A 22294-nucleotide genomic window follows, 5' to 3' on the forward strand; every position below is an offset into this window, starting at 1 on the left:
TTATGGCCAAACAAGAATACAAGCAACTTCCTAAACGAGCCGAAGTCCATAGCGCGACCGAGCAGTTTAAAGACACCATTAAAACAAGCTTGGGTTTGGATCTATTCAAAGGGTTAGGGCTTACAATCAAGGAATTTTTTAGCCCAAGCGTAACCATCCATTACCCTATGGAACAACTCCCTTTAAGCCCACGCTATCGCGCGGTGCATCATTTGCAACGGCTTTTAGACTCAGGCTCTGAAAGGTGTATAGGTTGTGGGCTGTGCGAAAAGATTTGCACGAGCAATTGCATAAGGATCATCACGCATAAGGGCGAAGACAACCGCAAAAAGATCGATTCTTACACGATCAATTTGGGGCGTTGCATTTATTGCGGGTTGTGCGCGGAAGTTTGCCCAGAATTAGCGATTGTTATGGGGAATCGGTTTGAAAACGCCAGCACCCAACGCTCCCAATACGGCTCTAAAAGCGAATTTCTAACGAGCGAACAAGACGCTAAAAACTGCTCGCATGCCGAATTTTTAGGCTTTGGTGCGGTAAGCCCTAATTACAACGAACGCATGCAAGCCACCCCTTTAGATTATGTCCAAGAGCCTTCAAAAGAAGAATCCAAAGAAGAGTCTCCAAGCCCAGAAAGTAATAAGGGAGATGAAAATGTTTGAAACCATTGCCTTTTATTTCTTTGCGATCCTTACTTTAAGCATGGCGTTAGTGGTGATCACCACCACGAATATCCTCTATGCCATTACCGCTCTCGCTAGCAGCATGGTTTTTATTTCCGCTTTTTTCTTTTTGCTAGACGCTGAGTTTTTGGGCGTGGTGCAAATCACGGTGTATGTGGGCGCGGTCATTGTGATGTATGCGTTTGGCATGATGTTTTTCAACTCTGCTGCGGAAGTGGTTGAACGCAAGCAAAGCCCTAAAATCTTGTGCGTTCTTTCATTTGGCGTGGCGCTATTGCTCACCTTGATTTTAAGCGCTCCTAGCATTGGCGAAAACCTTTCTAATCAAGTCAATTCCAACGCTATTGATGCGCAAATCCCTAACATTAAAGCGATTGGTTATGTGCTTTTTACTAATTACCTCATCCCTTTTGAAGCGGCGGCTTTAATGCTTTTAGTCGCTATGGTTGGAGGCATCGCTACAGGGATTCAAAAAATCCATGGGAAAAATCACACGCAATTTATAAAGGAATCTCTATGATAGGGTTAAACCACTATTTGATTGTTTCAGGGTTACTCTTTTGCATTGGTTTAGCGGGCATGCTGAAACGCAAAAATATTCTGTTACTCTTTTTTTCTACAGAAATCATGCTCAATGCGATCAATATCGGTTTTGTAGCGATCTCTAAATACACGCATAATTTAGACGGGCAGATGTTCGCGCTCTTTATTATCGCTATTGCCGCTAGTGAGGTGGCTATTGGTTTGGGCTTGGTGATTTTGTGGTTTAAGAAATACAAGAGCTTAGACATTGATTCTTTAAACGCTATGAAAGGTTGAGCATGCAGTATTCTTCTTTGCTGTCAGTGGTGTTGTTTTTGCCTTTAATCGGCGCAGTTTATGCGGGGCTGTTTGGGGCTAAAGCTAAAGCGTTGCATGTGGGCGTTTTCAATTCTTTGTGCGTGCTGGTTTCTTTCATTGGTGCGGTGGTTCTTTTCATTCAAGCATGGCATCATCAAAGCTATGAAAAATATTTATTTGACTGGATCGTGGTAGGGAATTTTAAAGTCGGCTTTTCCCTCATGCTGGACAATATCAATGCAGTCATGATTGTCGTGGTTACTTTAGTTTCTTTCTTAGTGCATGTGTATTCTATAGGCTATATGGAGCATGATACAGGGTTTAACCGCTATTTTTCCTACCTCAGCGGCTTTGTGTTTTCCATGCTGGTGTTGGTGTTGAGCGATAATTTTTTAGGGCTTTTCATTGGCTGGGAAGGGGTGGGGCTATGTTCTTACTTGCTCATTGGCTTTTGGTATCATAAAACAAGCGCGAACAACGCTTCTATTGAAGCCTTTGTGATGAATCGGATCACGGATTTAGGCATGCTCATGGGGATTATTTTGATCTTTTGGAATTTTGGCACTCTTCAGTATAAAGAAGTCTTTAGCACACTTAATAACGCCGATTATTCCATGCTCTTTTTCATCAGCGTGTTTCTTTTCATTGGCGCTATGGGGAAGAGCGCTCAATTCCCTATGCACACATGGTTAGCCAACGCTATGGAGGGGCCTACCCCTGTATCCGCACTCATCCATGCAGCGACGATGGTAACCGCTGGGGTGTATCTGGTCATTAGAGCCAATCCCTTGTATAGCACGGTGTTTGAAGTGGGTTATTTCATCGCATGTTTAGGGGCGTTTGTGGCTCTTTTTGGAGCGAGCATGGCTTTAGTCAATAAGGATTTAAAACGCATTGTGGCTTATTCCACGCTTTCTCAATTAGGCTATATGTTTGTAGCGGCCGGTCTTGGGGCTTATGCGATCGCGCTTTTCCACCTCTTTACGCATGCGTTTTTCAAATCCCTCCTTTTCTTAGGCTCAGGGAATGTCATGCATGCGATGGAAGACAATTTGGATATTACTAAAATGGGCGCTTTATACAAGCCTATGAAAATCACAGCGATCTTTATGATTATAGGTTCAGTGGCTTTGTGCGGGATCTACCCTTTCGCAGGATACTTTTCTAAAGACAAAATTTTAGAAGTGGCTTTTGGGATGCACCACCACATTTTATGGTTTGTTCTTCTAATTGGGGCGATCTTTACCGCTTTTTATAGCTTCAGGCTCATCATGCTGGTGTTTTTTGCACCCAAACAGCACGAAATCAACCACCCCCATGAAGCCAAAAATTTCATGCTTTTAAGCATGCTGCCGTTAGGGGTTTTAGCGGTCATTGCCGGGTTTTTTGAAGAGCCGTTTTTTCATTTTATTTCTCAAGTGATCCCCAGCGTTGAAGAATATCCCGTCCCGCTCGCTCTTTTAATCAGTATCACCACCATAGTGGTGTTATTGAGTATCGCTTATGCCATATTTAAATATAAAAATGGTATCACTTCTAAAAAAGAGAGGGGCTTTTTATACAAGCTCTTGCTCAACCAATACTATATCCCGCAGCTCTATCAAGGGATTGCAAAAGTTTTTAGCACCATCGCTTCATTCTTGCACCAGGTCGTGGAATTGAAAATCATTGATGCGATAGTGGATACCATAGGAAGAAGCGTTTTTGTTATAGGGCGTGTGTTTAGAATCAGTCAAGATGGGAATTTAACCTCCATGCTGCGCTTCATGGTGGCCGGGGTTTTAATCTTATTAGCGTTTGTAGCTTTTTTTGGGAGATAAGAAATGCAGTTTTTACATGCGCATCTTTTAAGTGTGGTGATCTTTTTCCCCATGCTGAGCGCGCTATTAGCGTTCTTTATGAGCGATCAAGCGAGCAGGGCGTATGCGATTGTCATCGCTTTGATTGAATTGTTATTAATCTTGTTGCTGTGGCATGGGTTTGATATTCAAACAGCAGGCATGCAGTTTGAAGAAACAAAGGAATTAGTCTATCAAATTGGCGTGAATTACCATGTGGGCGTTGATGGCATCGCGCTCTTTTTGTTGCTCTTAAACGCTATCGTGGTGTTATTGTCCGTGATTTATGTCAAAGAGCGTCGTAAAGACTTTGCGATTTGTTTGTTATTGTTAGAGGGGATTTTAATGGGCGTATTTTCTTCTCTCAATATGATCTTTTTCTACGCTTTTTGGGAAATCTCGCTCTTGCCGGTCTTATATCTCATCGGTCGTTTTGGCCGTAATAACAAAATCTATTCCGGCATGAAGTTTTTTCTCTACACCTTTTTAGCGTCGTTGTGCATGCTTTTAGGCATTTTATACATTGGGTATTACTACGCTAGCAATTACGGCATGATGAGTTTTGATATTTTAGACTGGTATCAATTGAACTTTTCTAGCGAGATTAAAACCTGGCTCTTTGTGGCTTTCTTAATAGGGATTGCGGTTAAAATCCCGCTCTTTCCCTTACACACATGGTTGCCTTATGCGTATTCTAACGCCCCTACTTTAGGCTCTGTCATGCTTTCGGCCTTGCTTTCTAAAATGGGGACTTACGCCTTATTACGCTTCTTGCTCCCACTTTTTCCTGATCTTTCAGAAATCTATCTAACCCCCATAGCCATTGTGGCGCTGTGCATGATCATTTATGGAGGCTTTTTAGCCTACGCTCAAAAAGATTTAAAAACCCTCATCGCTTATAGCTCGTTCTCGCACATGGGAGTCGTGGTGCTTGGGGTTTTTTCTTTCAATGTTGAGGGGGTTTCAGGGGCGGTGTTTATGATGTTTGCGCATGGTATTATCGTCATGGGATTATTTTTGCTCGCTGGTATCTTGGAAGAGCGCACCAGCAGTTTAGAAATCGCTCGCTTTGGATCGATCGCTAAAAGCGCTCCTGTTTTTGCAGCCTTTTTTATGATCGTTTTAATGGCGAATGTGGGCATGCCTTTAAGCATTGGTTTTGTGGGAGAGTTTTTGAGCTTGTTGGGGTTTTTTGCTACTTACCCTCTTTTGGCTATCATTGCCGGGACAAGCATTATTCTCTCAGCGGTTTACATGCTCACTTCATATAAAGATGTCTTCTTTGGTAATTTGAAAGCCGGGAACAATCAAATCAGCGTGTTTGAAGATTTGAACGCTCGTGAGGTAGGGGTTTTGAGCGTGATTTTAGCTTTGATTTTAATTTTAGGGATTTATCCTAAAATCCTTTTAAAACCGATTGAGCAAGGCTCTAAGCAGCTTTTAGAGGTGATAGAAATCCGCTCGCTCCCTTTTTTAGGTTCATTGGACACTAAGATAAAAGAGGTCTCTTATGTTAATAGATAGTCTCCACGTCTCTTTTGATAGCTTTAATTTTGAGAGCATTTTACCCATGCTGGTGTTGGTGTGTGGGGGGATTTTCACGCTCTTAATCAACGCTTTCACTTCTAGGTTTTCACGCAATTTGAATGTGTTTTTATGCATGCTCTTTTTGGTTTTGGATTTTTTGGTGGTTTTAGGGTTAGAAGAGCAAGAAAACGCCTTTTTTGGGTTTTTAAGCTTGGATACGCTCTCGCTCATCTCTCAAAGCATTGTCTTGATTTCAGCCTTTTTGCTCATTTTCTTAGCCCTTTCCAAAGAGCGCTTCAACGAATTTCAAACCGCTGAATTTTATTCCTTATATTTGTTTATTGTTGCTGGCTTTCAGTTCATGGTTTCAAGCAACCATTTATTGTTAATCCTTATTGGGTTAGAGACAGCGTCCTTACCCCTTTGCGTGTTAATGGCGTTGAGCGATAAACGCTACGGATTAGAAGCAGGGATCAAATATTTCACTATGGGAGCGATGGCGAGCGCGTTTTTTGCTATGGGGGCTATGGCTTTTTACTTGCTTACAGGGAGCTTGAATCTTGAAGTCATTACCCTATACTTACACACTGAGGGCGTTACAAACCCCATGCTCTTTGCGATGGGCGCTATCTTTTTGATTGGAGCGATTGGCTTTAAGGTTTCTTTAGTGCCTTTCCATACCTGGATGCCTGATGTGTATGAGGGCAATAACCCGGTCTTTGCGAGCTATATTTCCATTGTGCCTAAAATCGCTGGCTTTGTGGTAGCGACTCGCCTTTTTGGGGCGTTTATAGACACCCGCATCGCTTGGGTAGAAGACATTTTTTATGTTTTGATCCTTATGACTATCACCATCCCTAATTTCATTGCTTTATGGCAAGAAGATGTCAAAAGAATGCTCGCTTATAGCTCCATTTCGCATTCTGGGTTCGCTTTAGCGTGCGTGTTTATCCACACTGAAGATAGCCAACAGGCGATGTTTGTTTATTGGTTCATGTTCGCCTTCACTTACATTGGGGCTTTTGGCCTTTTATGGCTCTTAAAAAGCCGGGAAAAAACATGGGATGAACGCTACGATCACCCTTATTCCAAATTCAACGGCCTTATCAAAACCCACCCTTTAGTGGCGATCTTGGGCGCTATTTTTGTTTTTGGGCTTGCAGGAATCCCGCCTTTTAGCGTGTTCTGGGGGAAATTTTTAGCCGTTGAAAGCGCTTTAGAGAGCAATCACATTCTTTTAGCGGTGGTGATGTTAGTCAATAGCGCGGTGGCTGCGTTTTATTATTTCCGTTGGCTCGTGGCGATGTTTTTCAATAAGCCCTTACAAAGCTACGCTCAAAACGATATTTACACCCAAAACGCTACCATGCCCATTTATGCGGTCATTATTACTATGGCGTTAGCGTGCTTGTTCTCTGTGTTTATGATGCGAGGGCTTTTAGAGTTTGTGGCTTAAGTCAAAAATCTTTCTTTTAATGGGCTTGCTCTCCCATTCGCTCAACGCCTTAAGCCTCACGCTCACGCAAGGCAAAGAAGGGGGGGAAGATTTTTCGGTTTTAACCTTACAACACAATAAGGCGTTTTCTTGTTTTTATACCAATGAAAAACCGCCAAGCGGGATTGAAACCTCTCTATCCATTATACACGCTAAACGCCCCATAGAATGCGTGATAGACTCTATCCCTAAGGAGGGTTTTACCCCTTTAGAAAACGCTTTTTTCAATATCACCTATTCCATGCGCCAACAACAATTCATTTTACACATCAAACCCAAAGTGATGCGAAGGCTCACCCTTTTTTCTTTTGACAGGGATTATAAAAAAGCGATCCCCCTTTTTGTGGAAAACGATCCTAAAGCCAAGATGTGGCAAATCATAGGCTATGATCAAAATATCCCTTTTTTGAGTGGAAAAGACAACGCTCAAAAAGGCTTGAATTTCCCCATTGTCATTAAAGACGCTCAAACCCCTATCATTCAAGAACTAGACGTGAATAACAAACCCCTACTCACCACAAAGGGCTATGACTTAAACACTTATTTAGAGGCTAAAAAACAAATGGATTCGCAAGCCTATTTTGACGCCCTACGCACGATCAGCCGTGCGTTTAAAAACTACCCTCAAACGATGTTTAAAAAAGATTTGTATTTATTAGAAATTATCGCATTAGGCCAATTAGGCATTAAAAAATCCTTACTCATAGATATTGGCACCAAGTGGATTAAAAATTACCCGACTGATCCTAATATCCCTGAAGCGCTATACTATGTCGCCAAAGCTTTAGATGAAAACAACAATTACAAACAGGCCATGCGTTATTACAAACGCATTCTTTTAGAATACAAAAACTCCCGCTACGCTCCCTTAGCCCAAATGCGTTTAGCCATTGAAGCGGCTAACGCTTCTAATTTGAGCAACGCTAACATGCTTTTTAAAGAAGCTTTTTCTAACGCCAAAGACAAAGAGAGTGCGAGTGAAATCGCGCTTAATTGGGCTGAAGCAGAGATAAACTATCAAAACTTTAATAACGCTAAATACCTCATTGATAAGGTGGTCCAATCCAACCCAGATTATATTTCTAAACACAGCGAATCAGCCCTAGACTTGCTCAAATTATTGAAAAAAAACCAGATGAATGCAAGCGCGATTGAAATCGCTCACTTGCTCCTTAATCAAGATGATGATGTGAAAGCTAAAGAGCAAGCGCTCTATGATTTAGGGGCGTTGTATGCAAGGATCAAGGATTTTAAAAACGCCCACCTTTACAATCTGCAATATTTGCAAGACCATGCGGAATTGGATAAAGCTTCTGTCGTTAGAGCGCGCGATGAAAAAGCCCTTTTTTCCATGGAGGGGAACACGCAAGAAAAAATCGCCCACTACGATAAAATCATTCAAAATTTCCCTAATTCTAATGAAGCCCTAAAGGCTTTAGAATTGAAAGCCCAACTCTTGTTTGAAAATAAGCGTTATGCTGAAGTGTTAGGCATGCAAAAAAATTTGCCTAAAGATTCTCCTTTGATCCAAAAAACGCTCAATGTCCTTGCTAAAACCCCATTAGAAAATCATCGTTGTGAAGAAGCCTTAAAATACTTATCCCAAATCACCGCCTTTGAATTTACCCCCAAAGAAGAAATCCAAGCCTTTGATTGCTTGTATTTTGCATCGCTCAAAGAAAAAGCGCAAATCATTGCCCTAAACGCTTTAAAAGCGGCTAAAACCCCTAGCGAGAAATTGGTATGGCTTTATCGTTTGGGGCGCAATTACTACCGCTTAGGGGATTTTAAAAATTCCACTCTGGCCTCTAAAGACGCTTTGATTCTCGCTCAAAGCTTGAATAAAAAAGAATTTTATGATATCGCTTTTGTTTTATTTTCAGATTACATGCAAAGCAATGAAAAAGGATTGGCTCTCAATTTGTATGCGTTTTTAGAAAAGCATTTCAAAGATGATAAACGCATGGCGTTGGTTTATTTTAAATTGCTAGAAAATGAAAAAGATCCTAAAAGCGTCAAAATTTATGCCACAAGCTTACTCAAACTCCAAGACGCTTACAAGGACTATTCTTACACGCCTTTTAGCGAATTTGCTCTCATTGACGCTTACAGGACCACCAAAGACTATTCAAAAGCGTTAGAAACGCTAGACAAGCTTTTAAACCGCAGGCTTTCTTTAGAAGATCACCAAAAAGCCTTATACTTGCAATCCAGCTTATTGGATTTAACCAACCAAAAAGCAAAATCTAAAGCCAGTTTAGAAAAATGCGTTCAATTAAAACAAAAAGATCAAACAAACGCATGGCAAAATTTATGCGAACAGGGTTTAAATTTATTCAAAAACAAGGAGTCATGAATGGACATTAGCATTTTTAGAGAATACGATATTAGAGGCATTTACCCCACCACTTTAGATGAAAAGAGCGCCTTTAGTATCGGCGTGGAGTTGGGGAAAATCATGCGAGAATACGATAAAAGCGTGTTTGTAGGGCATGACGCAAGGGTGCATGGGCGCTTTTTGTTTGAAGCTTTGAGCGCGGGGCTGCAATCAAGCGGCTTGAAAGTGTATGATTTAGGGCTAATCCCCACACCGGTAGCGTATTTTGCGGCCTTTAATGAAATCAATGGCATTCAATGCCCTAATTCCATCATGATCACTGGCTCTCACAACCCCAAAGAATACAACGGCTTTAAAATCACGCTCAACCAAAACCCGTTTTATGGCAAGGATATTCAGGCTTTAAAAGACACGCTTTTAAACGCCAAGCATGAAATAAAACCCCTAAAAGAAACGCCAGAGAAAGCCAATGCCCTAGAAGCGTATCAGCGCTATTTGATCAAGGATTTTAAGCATTTAAAAAATCTAAAATACAAAATCGCCCTGGATTTTGGTAATGGCGTGGGAGCGTTAGGATTAGAGCCGATTTTAAAGGCTTTAAACATTGATTTTAGCAGCCTTTATAGCGATCCTGATGGGAATTTCCCTAACCACCACCCAGACCCTAGCGAAGCGAAAAACTTAAAAGATTTAGAAAAACACATGCAAGAAAACGCTATTTTGATAGGCTTTGCTTTTGATGGCGATGCGGATAGGATTGCGATGTTAAGCTCTCATCATATCTATGCGGGCGATGAATTGGCGATTTTATTCGCTAAACGCTTGCATGCTCAAGGCATCACCCCCTTTGTGATCGGCGAAGTCAAATGCTCTCAAGTGATGTATAACACGATTAATACTTTTGGTAAGACGCTCATGTATAAAACCGGGCACAGCAATTTAAAAATCAAGCTCAAAGAAACCCATGCGCATTTTGCGGCTGAAATGAGCGGGCATATCTTTTTTAAAGAGCGCTATTTTGGCTATGATGACGCTCTTTATGCATGCTTAAGGGCTTTAGAATTATTGCTTGAACAAAGTCCAAGCGATTTGGAAAACACCATTAAAAACCTCCCCTATTCCTACACCACGCCTGAAGAAAAAATCGCCGTGAGCGAAGAAGAAAAATTTGAAATCATTCATAACCTACAAAAAGCGCTTAAAAACCCGCCAAGTCATTTCCCTAAAATCAAAGAAATCATCAGCATTGATGGCGTGAGAGTGGTTTTTGAACATGGTTTTGGGCTTATTCGCGCAAGCAACACCACCCCCTATTTAGTCAGCCGCTTTGAAGGCAAGGATGAAACAACAGCGTTAGAGTATAAAAGGGCGTTGCTTGGGCTATTAGAAAAACTTTAAAATAGAGCTTGGGATAATCTCATTTCTTATCCCTTACTCTTAAAAAATATTAGATCAATTAAACAAGTCGCTTTAAAACTACACATAAAATCATAAGATCTCAAATTTTTTGCACTATTTAAGCTAAGTTGAAGTTGAAGTTGAAGTTGACTATACTACCGCATGCTATCTAGGTTAGATTAGCAAAACCAAAAAAAAGGAAGTTAGCATGGGTGATAAAAAAAGTAACACCATTAAATGCATGGGCAAGTTGTTCATAGTCGTGATGGAGAGGTTGTCAATACCTACGAAACAAAAACGGTTATGTTTCAATGCAAAGAAGAAACAGAAAGCGCGATTCGAACATTAGTGGATGGCATTAACCAACTTACTAAAGATAGCGAAAAAGAATAGATACTAAACCATAACATACGGAGAAATTTCAAATGACACAAGAAAATTTTAAACAAGCAGTTGAGAACATTGAAAATAAACATCAAGTTAAATTGATTTTTGAAGCAAGCGGTTGCAAAAGTTTTTATCCAACATGCGATAATGACACATGTAAAATAGATGCACCAGAATGCGAGAAAGGCTGGTAAGGTTTTGCAAACCACGAATGCTGAGTTTCTTGGTTTTTTAAAAAAATTAAACTACCAAGTTCATAATTATAAAACTTCTAGTCCCTTTAGGCTAGAAGAAGTGATTAAAGACCGCACAATGTTTAAAAAACATGTTAGCGAGATAGAGAATCTAGCTCATTCTTCACCATTTTTCTTAAAAAAAGTGGGTGATAAATGGGAAAAAACTTATAGAATTGAAGAAATAGCTCAAAGAACCTTAAAAGAATTGCAAAAAGATAATTTGCATAAGCAAGTTATAGAGATGTTAGAGAATAATCTGCTCATTCTACACCAAGAATTTGAGCGTTGGTTAAATACCAAACATCAAGGAATGATTTCTACAATCATAGATAAATATTGGCATAACTTTATTATCTATACTTATGAGTATCAGTCTTGGTGTTTAGACAAGTATGATCGTTTTATCCATCATCTCCCTACTCCAGAATACGAAAAAGAAAGCTCTGACAATCTTGATAATTTAAAGAATATTGCATATTATTTCAAATCCTACCAACAACAATACCCCCTAGATAGAAATATCCTACTTTATAATTTTCCATACAAATTACTCTATCAAGAAAAATCTTTTGAGACAATAAGGGCTATTATTATAGAATTTAGCGAACTTGTATAAGCTCATAAGAATTTTTGATACACCAACACCACCGATTTAGGTGTAGAGCTAAGGCTAAAAAAATTATCTGTAGCTTCATTGAGCGAACCAGAAAAGAGCGTTTTTAAACGCAAGTTTTTTAAGGGGTATTTGAGGTTTTTGGAAGTGAATCGGGCTTTAAGATCCAGGCTAAAAAGCGAGATTTGCTCCCCTTTAAAACTAGGTAAAGTAAAAGGGGTTTCTAACACCCTAAAAAGACCATAGTCGCTTATGGCTTGGATTTTTTGGCAAAATTTAAAATACTCCAACAATAAAAAAGTGTTCGCTAAAGCGTGATCTTCTCGCTTGCCATTCAACCCTAAAAAAATAAAGTCATCAAAGCCTTTATTCAAAGCATAAAAAAAGGCTTTGGACAAATCGTTGCTGTCTTGTTCGCTCACGCATATAGGGTTATACAAGACTTTCAAATGCGAATCAATGCTATCTAGATCGCCTATAACAACGCTGGGTTTGAATTGAAGCGCATGCAATGATATAACAGCCCCATCGCATGCGATTAAAAAGGGAGCGTTTTTTAAAATGTCTAAGCATTTTTGAGATTTAGGAAACTCCCCATTCGCTAAAATCACTGCTTGCATGACTTATTCCACCGGTTAAAATAATACAAGCCAATAAAAAGGTATAGGATCGTTGTGAAGAGTTGCACCAAGCTTTCTGTAGAAATTTGGAAAATACAAAACCACACGATAATGGACACGATATTCCCCAAAGTGACTAGCGCATAATTCTCCACATAGCGCAAAACCTGTAAAATAAAAGCAATGATAAAGATGACGAAATTAAAACTCTCTGCCCATAAAAAATTCGTTTTAATCTCTTTAAAAAACAAAGCGCTCACATAAGTTAAAACCCCTATGCCTAAAATGAGTATAAAACGCCAATTTTTGGGAAGTTTTTGAGCCTTGATAACGCCTTCATGCTGCTCTGTCTTTTTCCATGCGAATATCCCATAAATCGTTACTGGCATATACAAAAAAAGGCATAAAATCACATCAGCGTTTAATTTCCATTGATAAGCGACATAAGCGTAACTCAAATTATAAACAAGACCAAACACAAAGCAAATCGTTTGCCTTTCTCCGGCAAAAAACGCATACAAAACCCCACTAAGCCCTGCTAGTAGGTTAATAAACGAGCCTTTGACAAGGATGTTAGTGATGGTTAAAAACACGCAAGAAAGAATGAGCGTGGCGTAAAATCGTTTGGATAGTTGGGTGGTTATTAACATGCTATTTCCTTACGCAAGAATTACCTTGACAAGTTCTATGGGTTTGATCTCAGCCTTTTAAAAACTTGAGCGTTTTAAAAAGCACCCCTTAAATGCTCCTCATTGTAACACAAATCAGTGAGAACGCGCTTTAAAGTTTCTTTAATTTTTTACTCCCCCTCCATATTAATGCCATTTGGGTTAAATCACCACCCTAATTTAGCGCAAAGCCTACAACAAATCCCAAAACACACAAGAAAGCCAAGCATAACCAAACCCTCTATAAGGAAGGTGCTAGGATGCCCACAATACGCCGAAATTTCATGCATAGCGGCAATAAAGGGCATCGTTAAAAGCACCATATAAAAATCCCTTAGTCTTGATCCTAACACAGCGTCATAAAACGCGCCAAAAAACCTAGCCTTAAAAATGGCTTTGAGAAACCTAGGGTATCTTACTTGGAAAGATTTATAACAATCCCTACCTCGTGGGTCAAATAAAAGGTTAGACAATAGGGTTGCTATTAAAAGCGTTAGCCATGCGTAATAGCTATCTTTAGGGTTAAAAAGGATATCGCCTTGGCTCCAAGGAAATGTAGACAGACATCCCGCATAGACTATGGCCACTGCCCATTGATATTCCCAGTCGCTCAAACGCTTTTTGATATTCATGCTCTCTCCTTTCTTGCCCAAAGCTACCTATCATACACGAAATGACGATCATAGGTGGGTTCTCTTGGAGCTTGTGGCTCTCTATCAACGCCACGGATGTAATCTTCTACCCTATCGCCTATTTCACGACCAAATTCTCTCCCTACTCCACCACCAACAAATCTCCCTAATCCAATACCCACTGGACCTCCAGGAGCCCCAATTGCTCCGCCCATTGCACCACCCACTGCACCCCCAACAGCTCCTCCTAAAAATCTGCCTAATTCACCCCTTGCCTCTATTTTAGGACTAGCTACAGCCACATTAGCCATTGCACCGCATAAAACCACTACACAACTAAATGTTCTTAATCCGCTCATAACAAATCCTTTCATAAAATTGAGATTCAAAAATTGAGATTCAAGGCATGTTTGGCACACCTTGATAAGAATATTTATACCACAACCCTATTAAAAGCATTGTTACAGATCAGCAAAAGATCACAAAAAACTCAATAAGTGTTTTGTTTATTCACAAATTACAGGATTAAAGTAAATGATTAGTTTTATGGTTTTAGCATTTTTTAAGCGTTTTAGAGCGTTAAGTTTCAAGCATTAAAGCCTTTAATTGCGTTTTTACACCAACCGCTTAAAAATTGAACGCCTATTTTGAATATATTAGACGCTTTTTTATTTTTATGCTAAACTATTTGAAGTTTTGGCCGATATGACTTCATACAGAGGTTAAACCAATCATAAATAGTAGGGTTAATTCCATCTCGCTCTGTAATAGGTTTGAAACCATGCATCTAAGATTGACTCCTATCTTGTAAGTGCCATACTACAAGTTCCCATAATAAAAACTTCTAAAAATCAAAACCTACAGAGCGAGATGGAATTAACCTTTGTATGATTACAAAGGATAGCCAATCTTAAACAACCAATACAAGCCCTATAATATCATTAATCGCTATTCAAAATCACAGATATTTTAATACAGCGTTCAATTTTTGAAAGCAAGAGCCTGCTCACAAATCTTTTTAACAACAAATTTTTATACCATGTTGCGGGCTTTCGTGTTAGAATGCGTATTGAATTGATTTTAGGAGTGTAAAAATGCAAGTTTCACAATATCTGTATCAAAACGCACAATCTATTTGGATGGATTGTATTTCCCATCCGTTCGTTCAAGGCATCGGGCGTGGGACTTTAGAAAGAGATAAATTCCGTTTTTATATCATTCAGGATTATTTGTTTCTTTTAGAATACGCTAAGGTGTTTGCTTTAGGCGTAGTTAAGGCTTGTGATGAAGCGGTGATGAGGGAGTTTTCTAACGCTATACAGGATATTTTGAATAACGAGATGAGTATCCATAACCATTACATTAGAGAACTTCAAATCACTCAAAAAGAATTGCAAAACGCGCACCCCACTCTAGCGAATAAATCCTATACGAGCTACATGCTCGCTGAAGGGTTTAAGGGCTCTATCAAAGAAGTTGCGGCGGCTGTTCTATCCTGTGGTTGGAGCTATTTAGTGATCGCACAAAATTTAAGCCAAATCCCCAACGCTTTAGAACATGCCTTTTATGGGCATTGGATTAAGGGCTATAGTTCCAAAGAATTTCAAGCGTGCGTAAATTGGAATATTAATTTGCTTGATTCCCTCACCCTCACTTCTTCAAAACAAGAAATTGAAAAATTAAAGGAGATTTTTATCACTACAAGCGAATACGAATATCTGTTTTGGGATATGGCGTATCAAAGTTAAAGTAAAAGTTTTTGTGCCGTTAGAAAAACGCAAGAGAAGAAAACATCTATCTCTTGCAAAAAGTTTATTGAGCGTAAGCTTCTAGTTTGAGCTCAATCTTTACCTCATCTCCAACGACAGCATCGCTAAAGGTTTTACCGATACCAAAATCCTTGCGGTTGATTTTGCCTTCAGCTTGTAACACCATGAATTCTTTTTTGTTCATGGGGTTTTGTAAGGGGGCTTGGATTTTGGCTTCCAATACGACAGGTTTGGTTACGCCACGAAGAGTCAAATCCCCATAGATTTTACCATCTTCGTATTTGGTCATTTTAAAGCTCCCTTTGGGGTATTTCATGGCATCAAAAAACTCTGCTGTCCTTAAGTGGTCGTCTCTTTTTTTGTTCCTGGTGTTAATGCTTTTAATATCAATTTTACCTTCAAAAACATTGAGAGCCTTGGTATTAGGATCGGCATCAATTTTGCCATCAAAATTATCAAACACGCCTCTTGTTTCATTGAATTTGAAGTGTTTGACCTCAAACCACACGCTAGAGTTTGCCTTATCAATCGTATAAGGTTTTGCAAACGCCAAACTAACGCCCAAAAGGGTGAACATTAACGCTTTTTTCATTGTTTCCTCACTTCATTTTGAATTAAAAACGCCAACTATACAACAAATTGGTTAATGGTAAAATACTCCTAATCGTCTGTTTTAAGGTATAATACAAAAAATCCCCATTAGGTAGGTGTTGTTATGATAAAAAAGACCCTTGCATCGGTTTTATTAGGATTGAGTTTGATGAGTGTGTTAAATGCCAAAGAATGCGTTTCGCCCATAACAAGAAGCGTTAAGTATCATCAGCAAAGCGCTGAAATTAGAGCCTTGCAATTGCAAAGTTACAAAATGGCGAAAATGGCGCTAGACAATAACCTCAAGCTCGTTAAAGACAAAAAGCCAGCCGTCATTTTGGATTTAGATGAAACCGTTTTAAACACTTTTAATTATGCGGGCTATTTAGTCAAAAATTGTATTAAATACACCCCAGAAACTTGGGATAAGTTTGAAAAAGAAGGCTCTCTCACGCTCATTCCTGGAGCGCTAGACTTTTTAGAATACGCTAATTCTAAGGGCGTTAAGATTTTTTACATTTCTAACCGCACGCAAAAAAATAAGGCATTCACTTTAAAAACGCTCAAAAGTTTTAAACTCCCCCAAGTGAGTGAAGAATCCGTTTTACTAAAAGAAAAAGGCAAGCCTAAAGCCGTTAGGCGAGAGTTAGTCGCTAAGGATTATGCGATTGTTTTACAAGTGGGCGATACTTTGCATGATTTTGACGCGCTTTTTGCTAAAGACGCTAAAAACAGCCAAGAACAACGAGCTAAAGTCTTGCAAAACGCTCAAAAATTTGGCACTGAGTGGATCATTTTACCCAACTCTCTCTATGGCACATGGGAAGATGAACCCATAAAAGCATGGCAGAATAAAAAATAAAATTTATCCATCGCATAAGAACGATTTTTGCTAACATGACAAAAAATTTGATCTCTTAGGCGGAGTTATGGATTTTGTAGGGTTTGAAGGTTTAAAATGCAAAGATAAAGAAAACTCTCAAAAAGTTTTTGTGATCCGTAACGACAAGTTAGGCGATTTTATTTTAGCCATACCCGCTTTAATCGCTCTCAAGCATGCTTTTTTAGAAAAAGGCAAGGAGGTGTATTTGGGCGTGGTTGTGCCTAGCTATACCACCCCAATCGCTTTAGAATTCCCTTTCATTGATGAAGTCATTATAGAAGATAGCCACTTAGCCGCCACTCTTAAAAATAAATCCATTGACGCTCTTATCTTTTTATTTTCTAATTTTAAAAACGCCAGACTCGCTTTTAGTTTGAGGAAATCCATTCCTTATATCCTAGCCCCAAAGACTAAAATCTATTCTTTGCTGTATCAAAAGAGCGTGCGCCAAAGCCGATCGCTATGCCTAAAAACCGAATACGAATACAATTTGGATCTCATCCATGCTTTTTGTAAAGATCACAATCTCCCTAACGCTCCACTTAAAAAAATCGCATGGGAGCTTAAAGACAAATCCAAAGAGCGATTGATTATCGCTTCAAAACTCAACGCTGATGCTGGTTTATTGTGGATCGGCGTGCATATGCATAGCGGAGGCAGTTCGCCCGTATTGCCCGCTCCACACTTTATCAAACTGATTGATTCTTTACACAAAAATTTGAGTTGCGAGATCATTCTTATTTGCGGGCCAGGCGAGAGGAAAGCCACAGAGGAACTCCTTAAAAAAGTCCCTTTCGCTCACCTCTATGATACGAGCCATAGTCTAGTGGATTTGGCCAAATTGTGTGCGAATTTGTCTGTTTATATCGGGAACGCTTCAGGTCCTTTGCATGTGAACGCTTTATTTGACAACCAATCTATCGGGTTTTATCCTAACGAACTCAGCGCCTCTATTGCCAGATGGCGGCCTTTCAATGAGCGTTTTTTAGGCATCACCCCGCCTAATGACTCAAACGATATGGGTTTGATTGACATTGAAAAAGAGAATGAAACCATCCTTGAATTTATCGCGCCAAATCTTTCTTGCCACACACAAGAAAGATAACGGCACCAAGTGCCACACAAATAACCTTAACAACGCTCAAAAGTTTGATCTGATTAAAGTGGTTTTTCGCATTCCTAATTAAAATTTCTCATTCTCTCATGAATTGAGTCTTGAAAAATCCAATTGAGTTTGAGTTAGATTAGTCCTTATAAGCTCTATAAGGCTATTAATTTATTGCCCATTTATCTATTTCTTGTAAAATACAAGTTTATTTTTAGCGTGAAGAAATTGATGATCAGTCTAGTAGAAAAAGCCCCTTATATTCCTTACCCCCTAGCTCTTTATGAAAAATTAGAGCGCGAGCACACCTTGCTTTTTGAAAGCGCTGAGATTGAGAGCAAAGCGCACACCAAATCCCTTTTAATGGCTAAAGCCTGTTTGAAGCTAATTTGCAACCACAATATCGTAACTATCACTAGCCTAACGCCTAATGGTGGGGCGTTTTTGCAAAAATTGAGCGCGTTTTTTAAGACGCCTATACAAGACAACGCCCTAACTTTAACCTACACCAAAAATAAAAAAACGCAAGATGAGTTTTTAAAACTCTTTGAACCTAGCCCTTTTGACGCTTTAAGGGGGCTTTTTAAAAGCGTTAAAACAAAACCCAAACACCCCTTTACGCTCTTTAGCGCTGGCGTTTTTTCTTTTGAAATGCTCAATTTTTTTGAAGATTTACCCCACTTAAAAGCAAAAGACAACACCGCGCATGATTTTATATTTTATGTTGCGCAAAATTTGATCATCATGGACCATAAAGAAAAAAGCGCTGAAATCTTGGGGGCGTGTTTTGATGAACGCTTTAAAACAGAGATAGCTAAAGAGTTGCAGGATTTAAAAGAGTTGGCTAAAAACATTAAAAGCGATTTTATCCCTAAAAAAGCTAAGCAAAGCACAGAAGTTAGCGTTAGTTGCAGCGATAATGAGTTTGAAAAAAGAGTGCTATCCTTACAAGAAGAAATCAAAAAGGGCGAGATCTTTCAAGCGGTGTTGTCGCGCAGCTTTTACATGGAGTGCTTGGAGGGTTTGAGCGCGTATTATCATTTAAAGCTAACTAACCCTAGCCCCTATATGTTCTATATCAAAGACAGCGATTTTGTTCTTTTTGGGGCAAGCCCTGAGAGCGCCTTAAAATACAACGCTTTAACCAATACGGCTGAAATTTATCCCATTGCTGGCACTCGTTTAAGGGGTAAGGACAAACAAGGGAATATTGATTACGATTTAGATAGTAAAATGGAATTTGATTTGCAACACGATTATAAAGAAAGGGCTGAACACATCATGCTAGTGGATTTGGCCAGAAACGACATGGCCAGAGTTTCAAGAAAACGCTATTGCGATAAGCTTTTAAAAGTGGATAAGTATTCCAATGTCATGCATTTAGTCTCAAGGGTTGTTGGGGAATTGAAAAAAGGGTGCGATAGTTTGCATGCTTACAGGAGCTTTATGAACGCCGGCACGCTTAGCGGGGCCCCTAAAATCTCTGCGATCAGGCTCATTTACCAATTAGAAAACCAAAGGAGAGGTTCTTATGGGGGGAGTGTGGGGTATTTAAATAGCGAGGGTTCTATGGATTCTTGCATCACTATCCGTTCATGTTTTGTCAAAAACAATAGAGCCGTGATCCAAGCAGGAGCCGGTATTGTGCTAGACAGCGTGCCACAAAACGAAGCGAATGAAACAAGAGCCAAAGCGCAAGCCCTTATTGATGCGATCAGGAAAACAATTTTATGAAAATCTTTTTTATAGATAATTTTGATTCTTTCTCTTATAACTTGGTGTATGAATTAGAATGTTTGGGTTATGAAGTGGCTGTTTATCAAAACGATATTGATCCGAGTTATCTTATGGGTTTAATGGATAAAGAATCAAAAACCCCTTTATTGTTCATTTCACCCGGGCCTGGTAACCCTAGCAGTTCAGGCAATCTTTTAAAAATCATTGAAATGGCTAAAAAGAAATTCCCCATTTTAGGGGTTTGTTTAGGATTACAAGCTTTAGCGCAAAGCTATGGGGCTAAAATCATAAGAAGTAAAGAAATCGTGCATGGCAAAGCGACGACTATTGCGCTCAAAAAGCATGCCGTTTTTAAAGGTTTAGGGGAGAGCATGGTGGTGGGGCGTTACCATTCTTTAATGGCAAGCGGGTTACCTAAAAATTTAGAAGTGATCGCTGAGCATGACAATATCCCTATGGCTATTATCAATGAAGAAGACAAGATTTTAGCCTATCAATTCCACCCCGAAAGCATCATGACTTTACAAGGGAGGGCGTTGTTAGAGCAAAGCGTGGGGTTTTTAAGAGAGTTATCATGAAAGGTATTTTAAACGCTCTGTACCATCAAAAAGATTTAAACGATGAAGAAGTCAAAAAATTATTCACCCTTATTATCAACGAAAAAGTAAGCCCGGCGCAACTTGGGGCGATCTTGTGCGCTTTAAAAATCAAGGGCGAGAGCTTTAAGGAAATTAGCGTTGCTGCAACCACGCTTTTAGAGCATGCCCCTAAGCCTTTTGATAGCGGCTTGGATTTGATAGACAATTGCGGCACAGGGGGCGATGGACTAAAAACGATTAACATCAGCACGATTGCTGCACTCATTGCCAGCTCTATGGGATTATCTATGGCCAAACACGGATCAAGGAGTGTTTCTAGTCATAGCGGGAGCGCGGATTTGTTGGAAAATTTAGGCGTGAATATTGAAATGAATCCCACGCAATTAGAGAATTGTTTCAAACAAACGCATTTTGGGTTTTTATTTGCGCCTTTATACCATCAAAGTTTTAAAAAATCCGCCCCTTTAAGAAAAGAGCTTTTCACTAAAACGATTTTTAATTGCTTAGGGCCTTTAATCAACCCCTTAAGGCCCAAAATCCAGCTTTTAGGCGTGTATGACAAATCCTTGTGCAAGACTATGGCGCTAGCATTAAAGGCTTTAGGCGTTAAAAGGGCGATGGTGGTTAATGGAGGAGGGACGGATGAAATCGTGTTGCATGGCATTACGCATGCGTGTGAATTGAAAAATAACGGAATTTTAGAGTATGACTTGAGCGCTAAAGATTTTGATTTGCCCCCCTATGATTTGAAAGAATTGCAGATTGAAAACGCGCAAGAAAGCGCTCAAGCGTGTTTAGATATTTTAGAAAATAAAGGCAAGGATTCGCATACAATGGTGGTTGTGGCGAATGTGGCGAGTTTGTTGTATTTAAGCCATAAGGCTAAAGATTTAAAAGAAGGCGTGAACATGACTTTAGAGCATTTAAAAACCAAAGCGCCTTATACGCATTTGCAAAAAATCATAAGAATAAGCCATGCCTAGCGTGTTAGAAAACATCCTTAAAGACAAGCTCCTAGAAGTTTCTGTGCTCAAAAAAAATCACGCTTTAGCGACAAACATAAACCCAAGCGATAGGGATTTTAAAAAGGCGTTACTAGAAAAAAAGACCAGCTTTATTTTAGAATGCAAAAAAGCATCGCCCTCTAAAGGTTTAATCAGAAAAGATTTTGATCTGTTGAAAATAGCCAAAACTTATGAAAAATTTGCCTCCTGCATTTCAGTTTTAGCCGATTCTAAATATTTTTTAGGCTCTTATGAAAACATTAAGATTGTTTCGCAACATTCCATTAAGCCCATTTTATGCAAAGATTTTATCATTGACGCTTTTCAGATCAAACTCGCTAGAATGATGGGGGCTAATGCGGTGCTTTTAATGTTAAGCGTATTAGACGATAAGAATTATTTAGAGCTTTTCAACCTCGCTAAATCCTTAAACATGAGCGTGCTGACTGAAGTTTCTAACCAGCAAGAAATCAAGCGCTTGCTCAAACTCCAATACGATATTATCGGCATCAATAACAGGGATTTGCACACCTTAAAAACCGATATTGATCACACGCTCAAATTACGCCCCCTTTTGCCTAAAGACGCGCTCATTATCAGCGAGTCCGGTATTTATTCGCACACACAAATCAAAGCCCTAGCCCCTTATGTGAATGGCTTTTTAGTGGGCAGCTCTTTAATGAAAGAAAAGGATTTGAAAAAAGCGTGTATTAAATTGATTTTAGGCGAAAATAAAGTGTGCGGGCTTACAAGAATTAAAGACGCTAAAGCCGTTTATAAAAACCATTTTATTTATGGGGGTTTGATTTTTGAAAAATCTTCGCCCAGATACATCAAGCCTAAAGAAGCCCTAAAGATCACAAAAGCGGTTAAAAAATTGGATTTTGTGGGCGTGTTTGTGAAAGATAAGATTAAAAAAATTCAAAAAATCGCTAAAAAGCTTGATTTAAAAGCGGTGCAGCTTTATAGCTATTCGCAACAAGAAATCGCTCAATTAAAAAAATCGCTCCCTAAAACTTGCGCGATTTGGCAAGTAGGGAGTGTGATGAACGCTAACGATTTAGCGCCTAAAGTTAAAGAAGCCTCTCTAATCTTATACGACACTAAGGGGGATAAAATGGGAGGCAATGGCGTGAGTTTTGATTGGGGTATTTTAGAAAATGTCAAAACGCCTTTCATGTTAGCTGGCGGGCTTAATTTGGATAATATTCAAAAAGCCTTGAGAGTTAAAGCGTTGGGTTTGGATTTCAATTCAGGTTTGGAAACAAGCCCTGGGATTAAAAATAAGGATAAAATCAAGCGATTAGCCCGAATTTTAAGAGAGTATTAAA

General features: G+C 39.4%; 21 protein-coding genes. 16 read left to right on the forward strand and 5 right to left on the reverse strand.

Annotated features, from left to right (window positions below; translation table 11 throughout):
* Positions 1-2 precede the first annotated feature (2 nt).
* The 9 genes from nuoI (at position 3) to I6852_RS02560 (ending at position 11358) form a co-directional block, all read left to right on the forward strand.
* Positions 3-662: an NADH-quinone oxidoreductase subunit NuoI gene (gene nuoI / locus I6852_RS02520; RefSeq protein ID WP_197291899.1), complete on the forward strand. Its 660-nt coding sequence runs from the start codon at positions 3-5 to the stop codon at positions 660-662.
* A complete protein-coding gene (locus I6852_RS02525; protein ID WP_000464230.1) occupies positions 655-1203 on the forward strand; it encodes an NADH-quinone oxidoreductase subunit J in 549 nt (182 codons plus the stop codon). Before nuoI ends, I6852_RS02525 begins: the two co-directional genes overlap by 8 nt.
* Positions 1200-1502 carry an NADH-quinone oxidoreductase subunit NuoK gene (gene nuoK / locus I6852_RS02530; protein ID WP_000579759.1) on the forward strand — a complete coding sequence of 101 codons (303 nt, stop codon included), beginning with the start codon at positions 1200-1202 and terminating at the stop codon, positions 1500-1502. Before I6852_RS02525 ends, nuoK begins: the two co-directional genes overlap by 4 nt.
* Positions 1503-1504: 2 nt before the next feature.
* Positions 1505-3343 (forward strand): NADH-quinone oxidoreductase subunit L, encoded by a 1839-nt coding sequence (gene nuoL / locus I6852_RS02535; RefSeq protein ID WP_197291898.1) that lies wholly within the window; start codon positions 1505-1507, stop codon positions 3341-3343.
* A 3-nt stretch (positions 3344-3346) separates the two neighbouring features.
* A complete protein-coding gene (locus I6852_RS02540) occupies positions 3347-4885 on the forward strand; it encodes an NADH-quinone oxidoreductase subunit M (RefSeq protein WP_197291897.1) in 1539 nt (512 codons plus the stop codon).
* Positions 4872-6344 carry an NADH-quinone oxidoreductase subunit NuoN gene (gene nuoN / locus I6852_RS02545; RefSeq protein WP_197291896.1) on the forward strand — a complete coding sequence of 491 codons (1473 nt, stop codon included), beginning with the start codon at positions 4872-4874 and terminating at the stop codon, positions 6342-6344. Before I6852_RS02540 ends, nuoN begins: the two co-directional genes overlap by 14 nt.
* The gene (locus I6852_RS02550) at positions 6334-8739 is read left to right on the forward strand and encodes a DUF7494 domain-containing protein (RefSeq protein ID WP_197291895.1); all 2406 of its coding nucleotides are present in this window, start codon (positions 6334-6336) and stop codon (positions 8737-8739) included. Before nuoN ends, I6852_RS02550 begins: the two co-directional genes overlap by 11 nt.
* Positions 8740-10119: a phosphomannomutase/phosphoglucomutase gene (locus I6852_RS02555; RefSeq protein ID WP_156583437.1), complete on the forward strand. Its 1380-nt coding sequence runs from the start codon at positions 8740-8742 to the stop codon at positions 10117-10119.
* A 552-nt stretch (positions 10120-10671) separates the two neighbouring features.
* Positions 10672-11358: a glycine-rich domain-containing protein gene (locus tag I6852_RS02560; RefSeq protein WP_197291894.1), complete on the forward strand. Its 687-nt coding sequence runs from the start codon at positions 10672-10674 to the stop codon at positions 11356-11358.
* Between the two features lie 2 nt (positions 11359-11360).
* Here the strand turns inward: I6852_RS02560 and I6852_RS02565 are convergent, their stop codons facing one another.
* The 4 genes from I6852_RS02565 to I6852_RS02580 all read right to left on the reverse strand — a co-directional run bounded on the left by I6852_RS02565 (position 11361) and on the right by I6852_RS02580 (position 13649).
* Positions 11361-11975, reverse strand: coding sequence for a thiamine diphosphokinase (locus tag I6852_RS02565; protein ID WP_197291893.1), 615 nt, complete (start codon positions 11973-11975; stop codon positions 11361-11363).
* Positions 11963-12625, reverse strand: a complete 663-nt coding sequence (gene pnuC, locus I6852_RS02570) for a nicotinamide riboside transporter PnuC (protein ID WP_197291892.1) — start codon at positions 12623-12625, stop codon at positions 11963-11965. Before pnuC ends, I6852_RS02565 begins: the two co-directional genes overlap by 13 nt.
* 185 nt (positions 12626-12810) lie before the next feature.
* Positions 12811-13275 (reverse strand): hypothetical protein, encoded by a 465-nt coding sequence (locus I6852_RS02575; protein WP_097710492.1) that lies wholly within the window; start codon positions 13273-13275, stop codon positions 12811-12813.
* 23 nt (positions 13276-13298) lie between these two features.
* Complete coding sequence (locus tag I6852_RS02580; RefSeq protein ID WP_197292969.1) at positions 13299-13649, reverse strand: pantothenate kinase; 351 nt, start codon at positions 13647-13649, stop codon at positions 13299-13301.
* A 720-nt stretch (positions 13650-14369) separates the two neighbouring features.
* Between I6852_RS02580 and tenA the strand changes: the two genes are divergently transcribed.
* Positions 14370-15023, forward strand: coding sequence for a thiaminase II (gene tenA / locus I6852_RS02585; protein ID WP_187888446.1), 654 nt, complete (start codon positions 14370-14372; stop codon positions 15021-15023).
* Positions 15024-15087: 64 nt separating this feature from the next.
* On the opposite strand, the gene I6852_RS02590 is transcribed toward tenA, so the two are convergent.
* Positions 15088-15636, reverse strand: a complete 549-nt coding sequence (locus I6852_RS02590) for a YceI family protein (RefSeq protein WP_000709811.1) — start codon at positions 15634-15636, stop codon at positions 15088-15090.
* Between the two features lie 123 nt (positions 15637-15759).
* Between I6852_RS02590 and I6852_RS02595 the strand changes: the two genes are divergently transcribed.
* The 6 genes from I6852_RS02595 (at position 15760) to trpCF (ending at position 22293) form a co-directional block, all read left to right on the forward strand.
* Positions 15760-16497, forward strand: coding sequence for a 5'-nucleotidase, lipoprotein e(P4) family (locus I6852_RS02595; protein WP_041199451.1), 738 nt, complete (start codon positions 15760-15762; stop codon positions 16495-16497).
* 67 nt (positions 16498-16564) lie between these two features.
* Entirely contained in the window at positions 16565-17623 is a 1059-nt protein-coding gene (locus I6852_RS02600) for a glycosyltransferase family 9 protein (protein ID WP_197291591.1), read from the forward strand.
* Between the two features lie 231 nt (positions 17624-17854).
* On the forward strand, positions 17855-19357 hold the full coding sequence (trpE, locus tag I6852_RS02605) for an anthranilate synthase component I (protein WP_197291595.1): 1503 nt from the start codon (positions 17855-17857) through the stop codon (positions 19355-19357).
* Positions 19354-19938 carry an aminodeoxychorismate/anthranilate synthase component II gene (locus I6852_RS02610; RefSeq protein ID WP_197291590.1) on the forward strand — a complete coding sequence of 195 codons (585 nt, stop codon included), beginning with the start codon at positions 19354-19356 and terminating at the stop codon, positions 19936-19938. Before trpE ends, I6852_RS02610 begins: the two co-directional genes overlap by 4 nt.
* Entirely contained in the window at positions 19935-20942 is a 1008-nt protein-coding gene (gene trpD, locus I6852_RS02615) for an anthranilate phosphoribosyltransferase (RefSeq protein ID WP_197291589.1), read from the forward strand. The genes I6852_RS02610 and trpD overlap by 4 nt, the downstream gene beginning before the upstream one ends.
* Positions 20935-22293: a bifunctional indole-3-glycerol-phosphate synthase TrpC/phosphoribosylanthranilate isomerase TrpF gene (gene trpCF, locus I6852_RS02620; RefSeq protein WP_197291588.1), complete on the forward strand. Its 1359-nt coding sequence runs from the start codon at positions 20935-20937 to the stop codon at positions 22291-22293. The genes trpD and trpCF overlap by 8 nt, the downstream gene beginning before the upstream one ends.
* Position 22294: the final 1 nt, after the last annotated feature.

This window comes from Helicobacter pylori (assembly GCF_015904775.1).
GTDB lineage: Bacteria > Campylobacterota > Campylobacteria > Campylobacterales > Helicobacteraceae > Helicobacter > Helicobacter pylori_DM.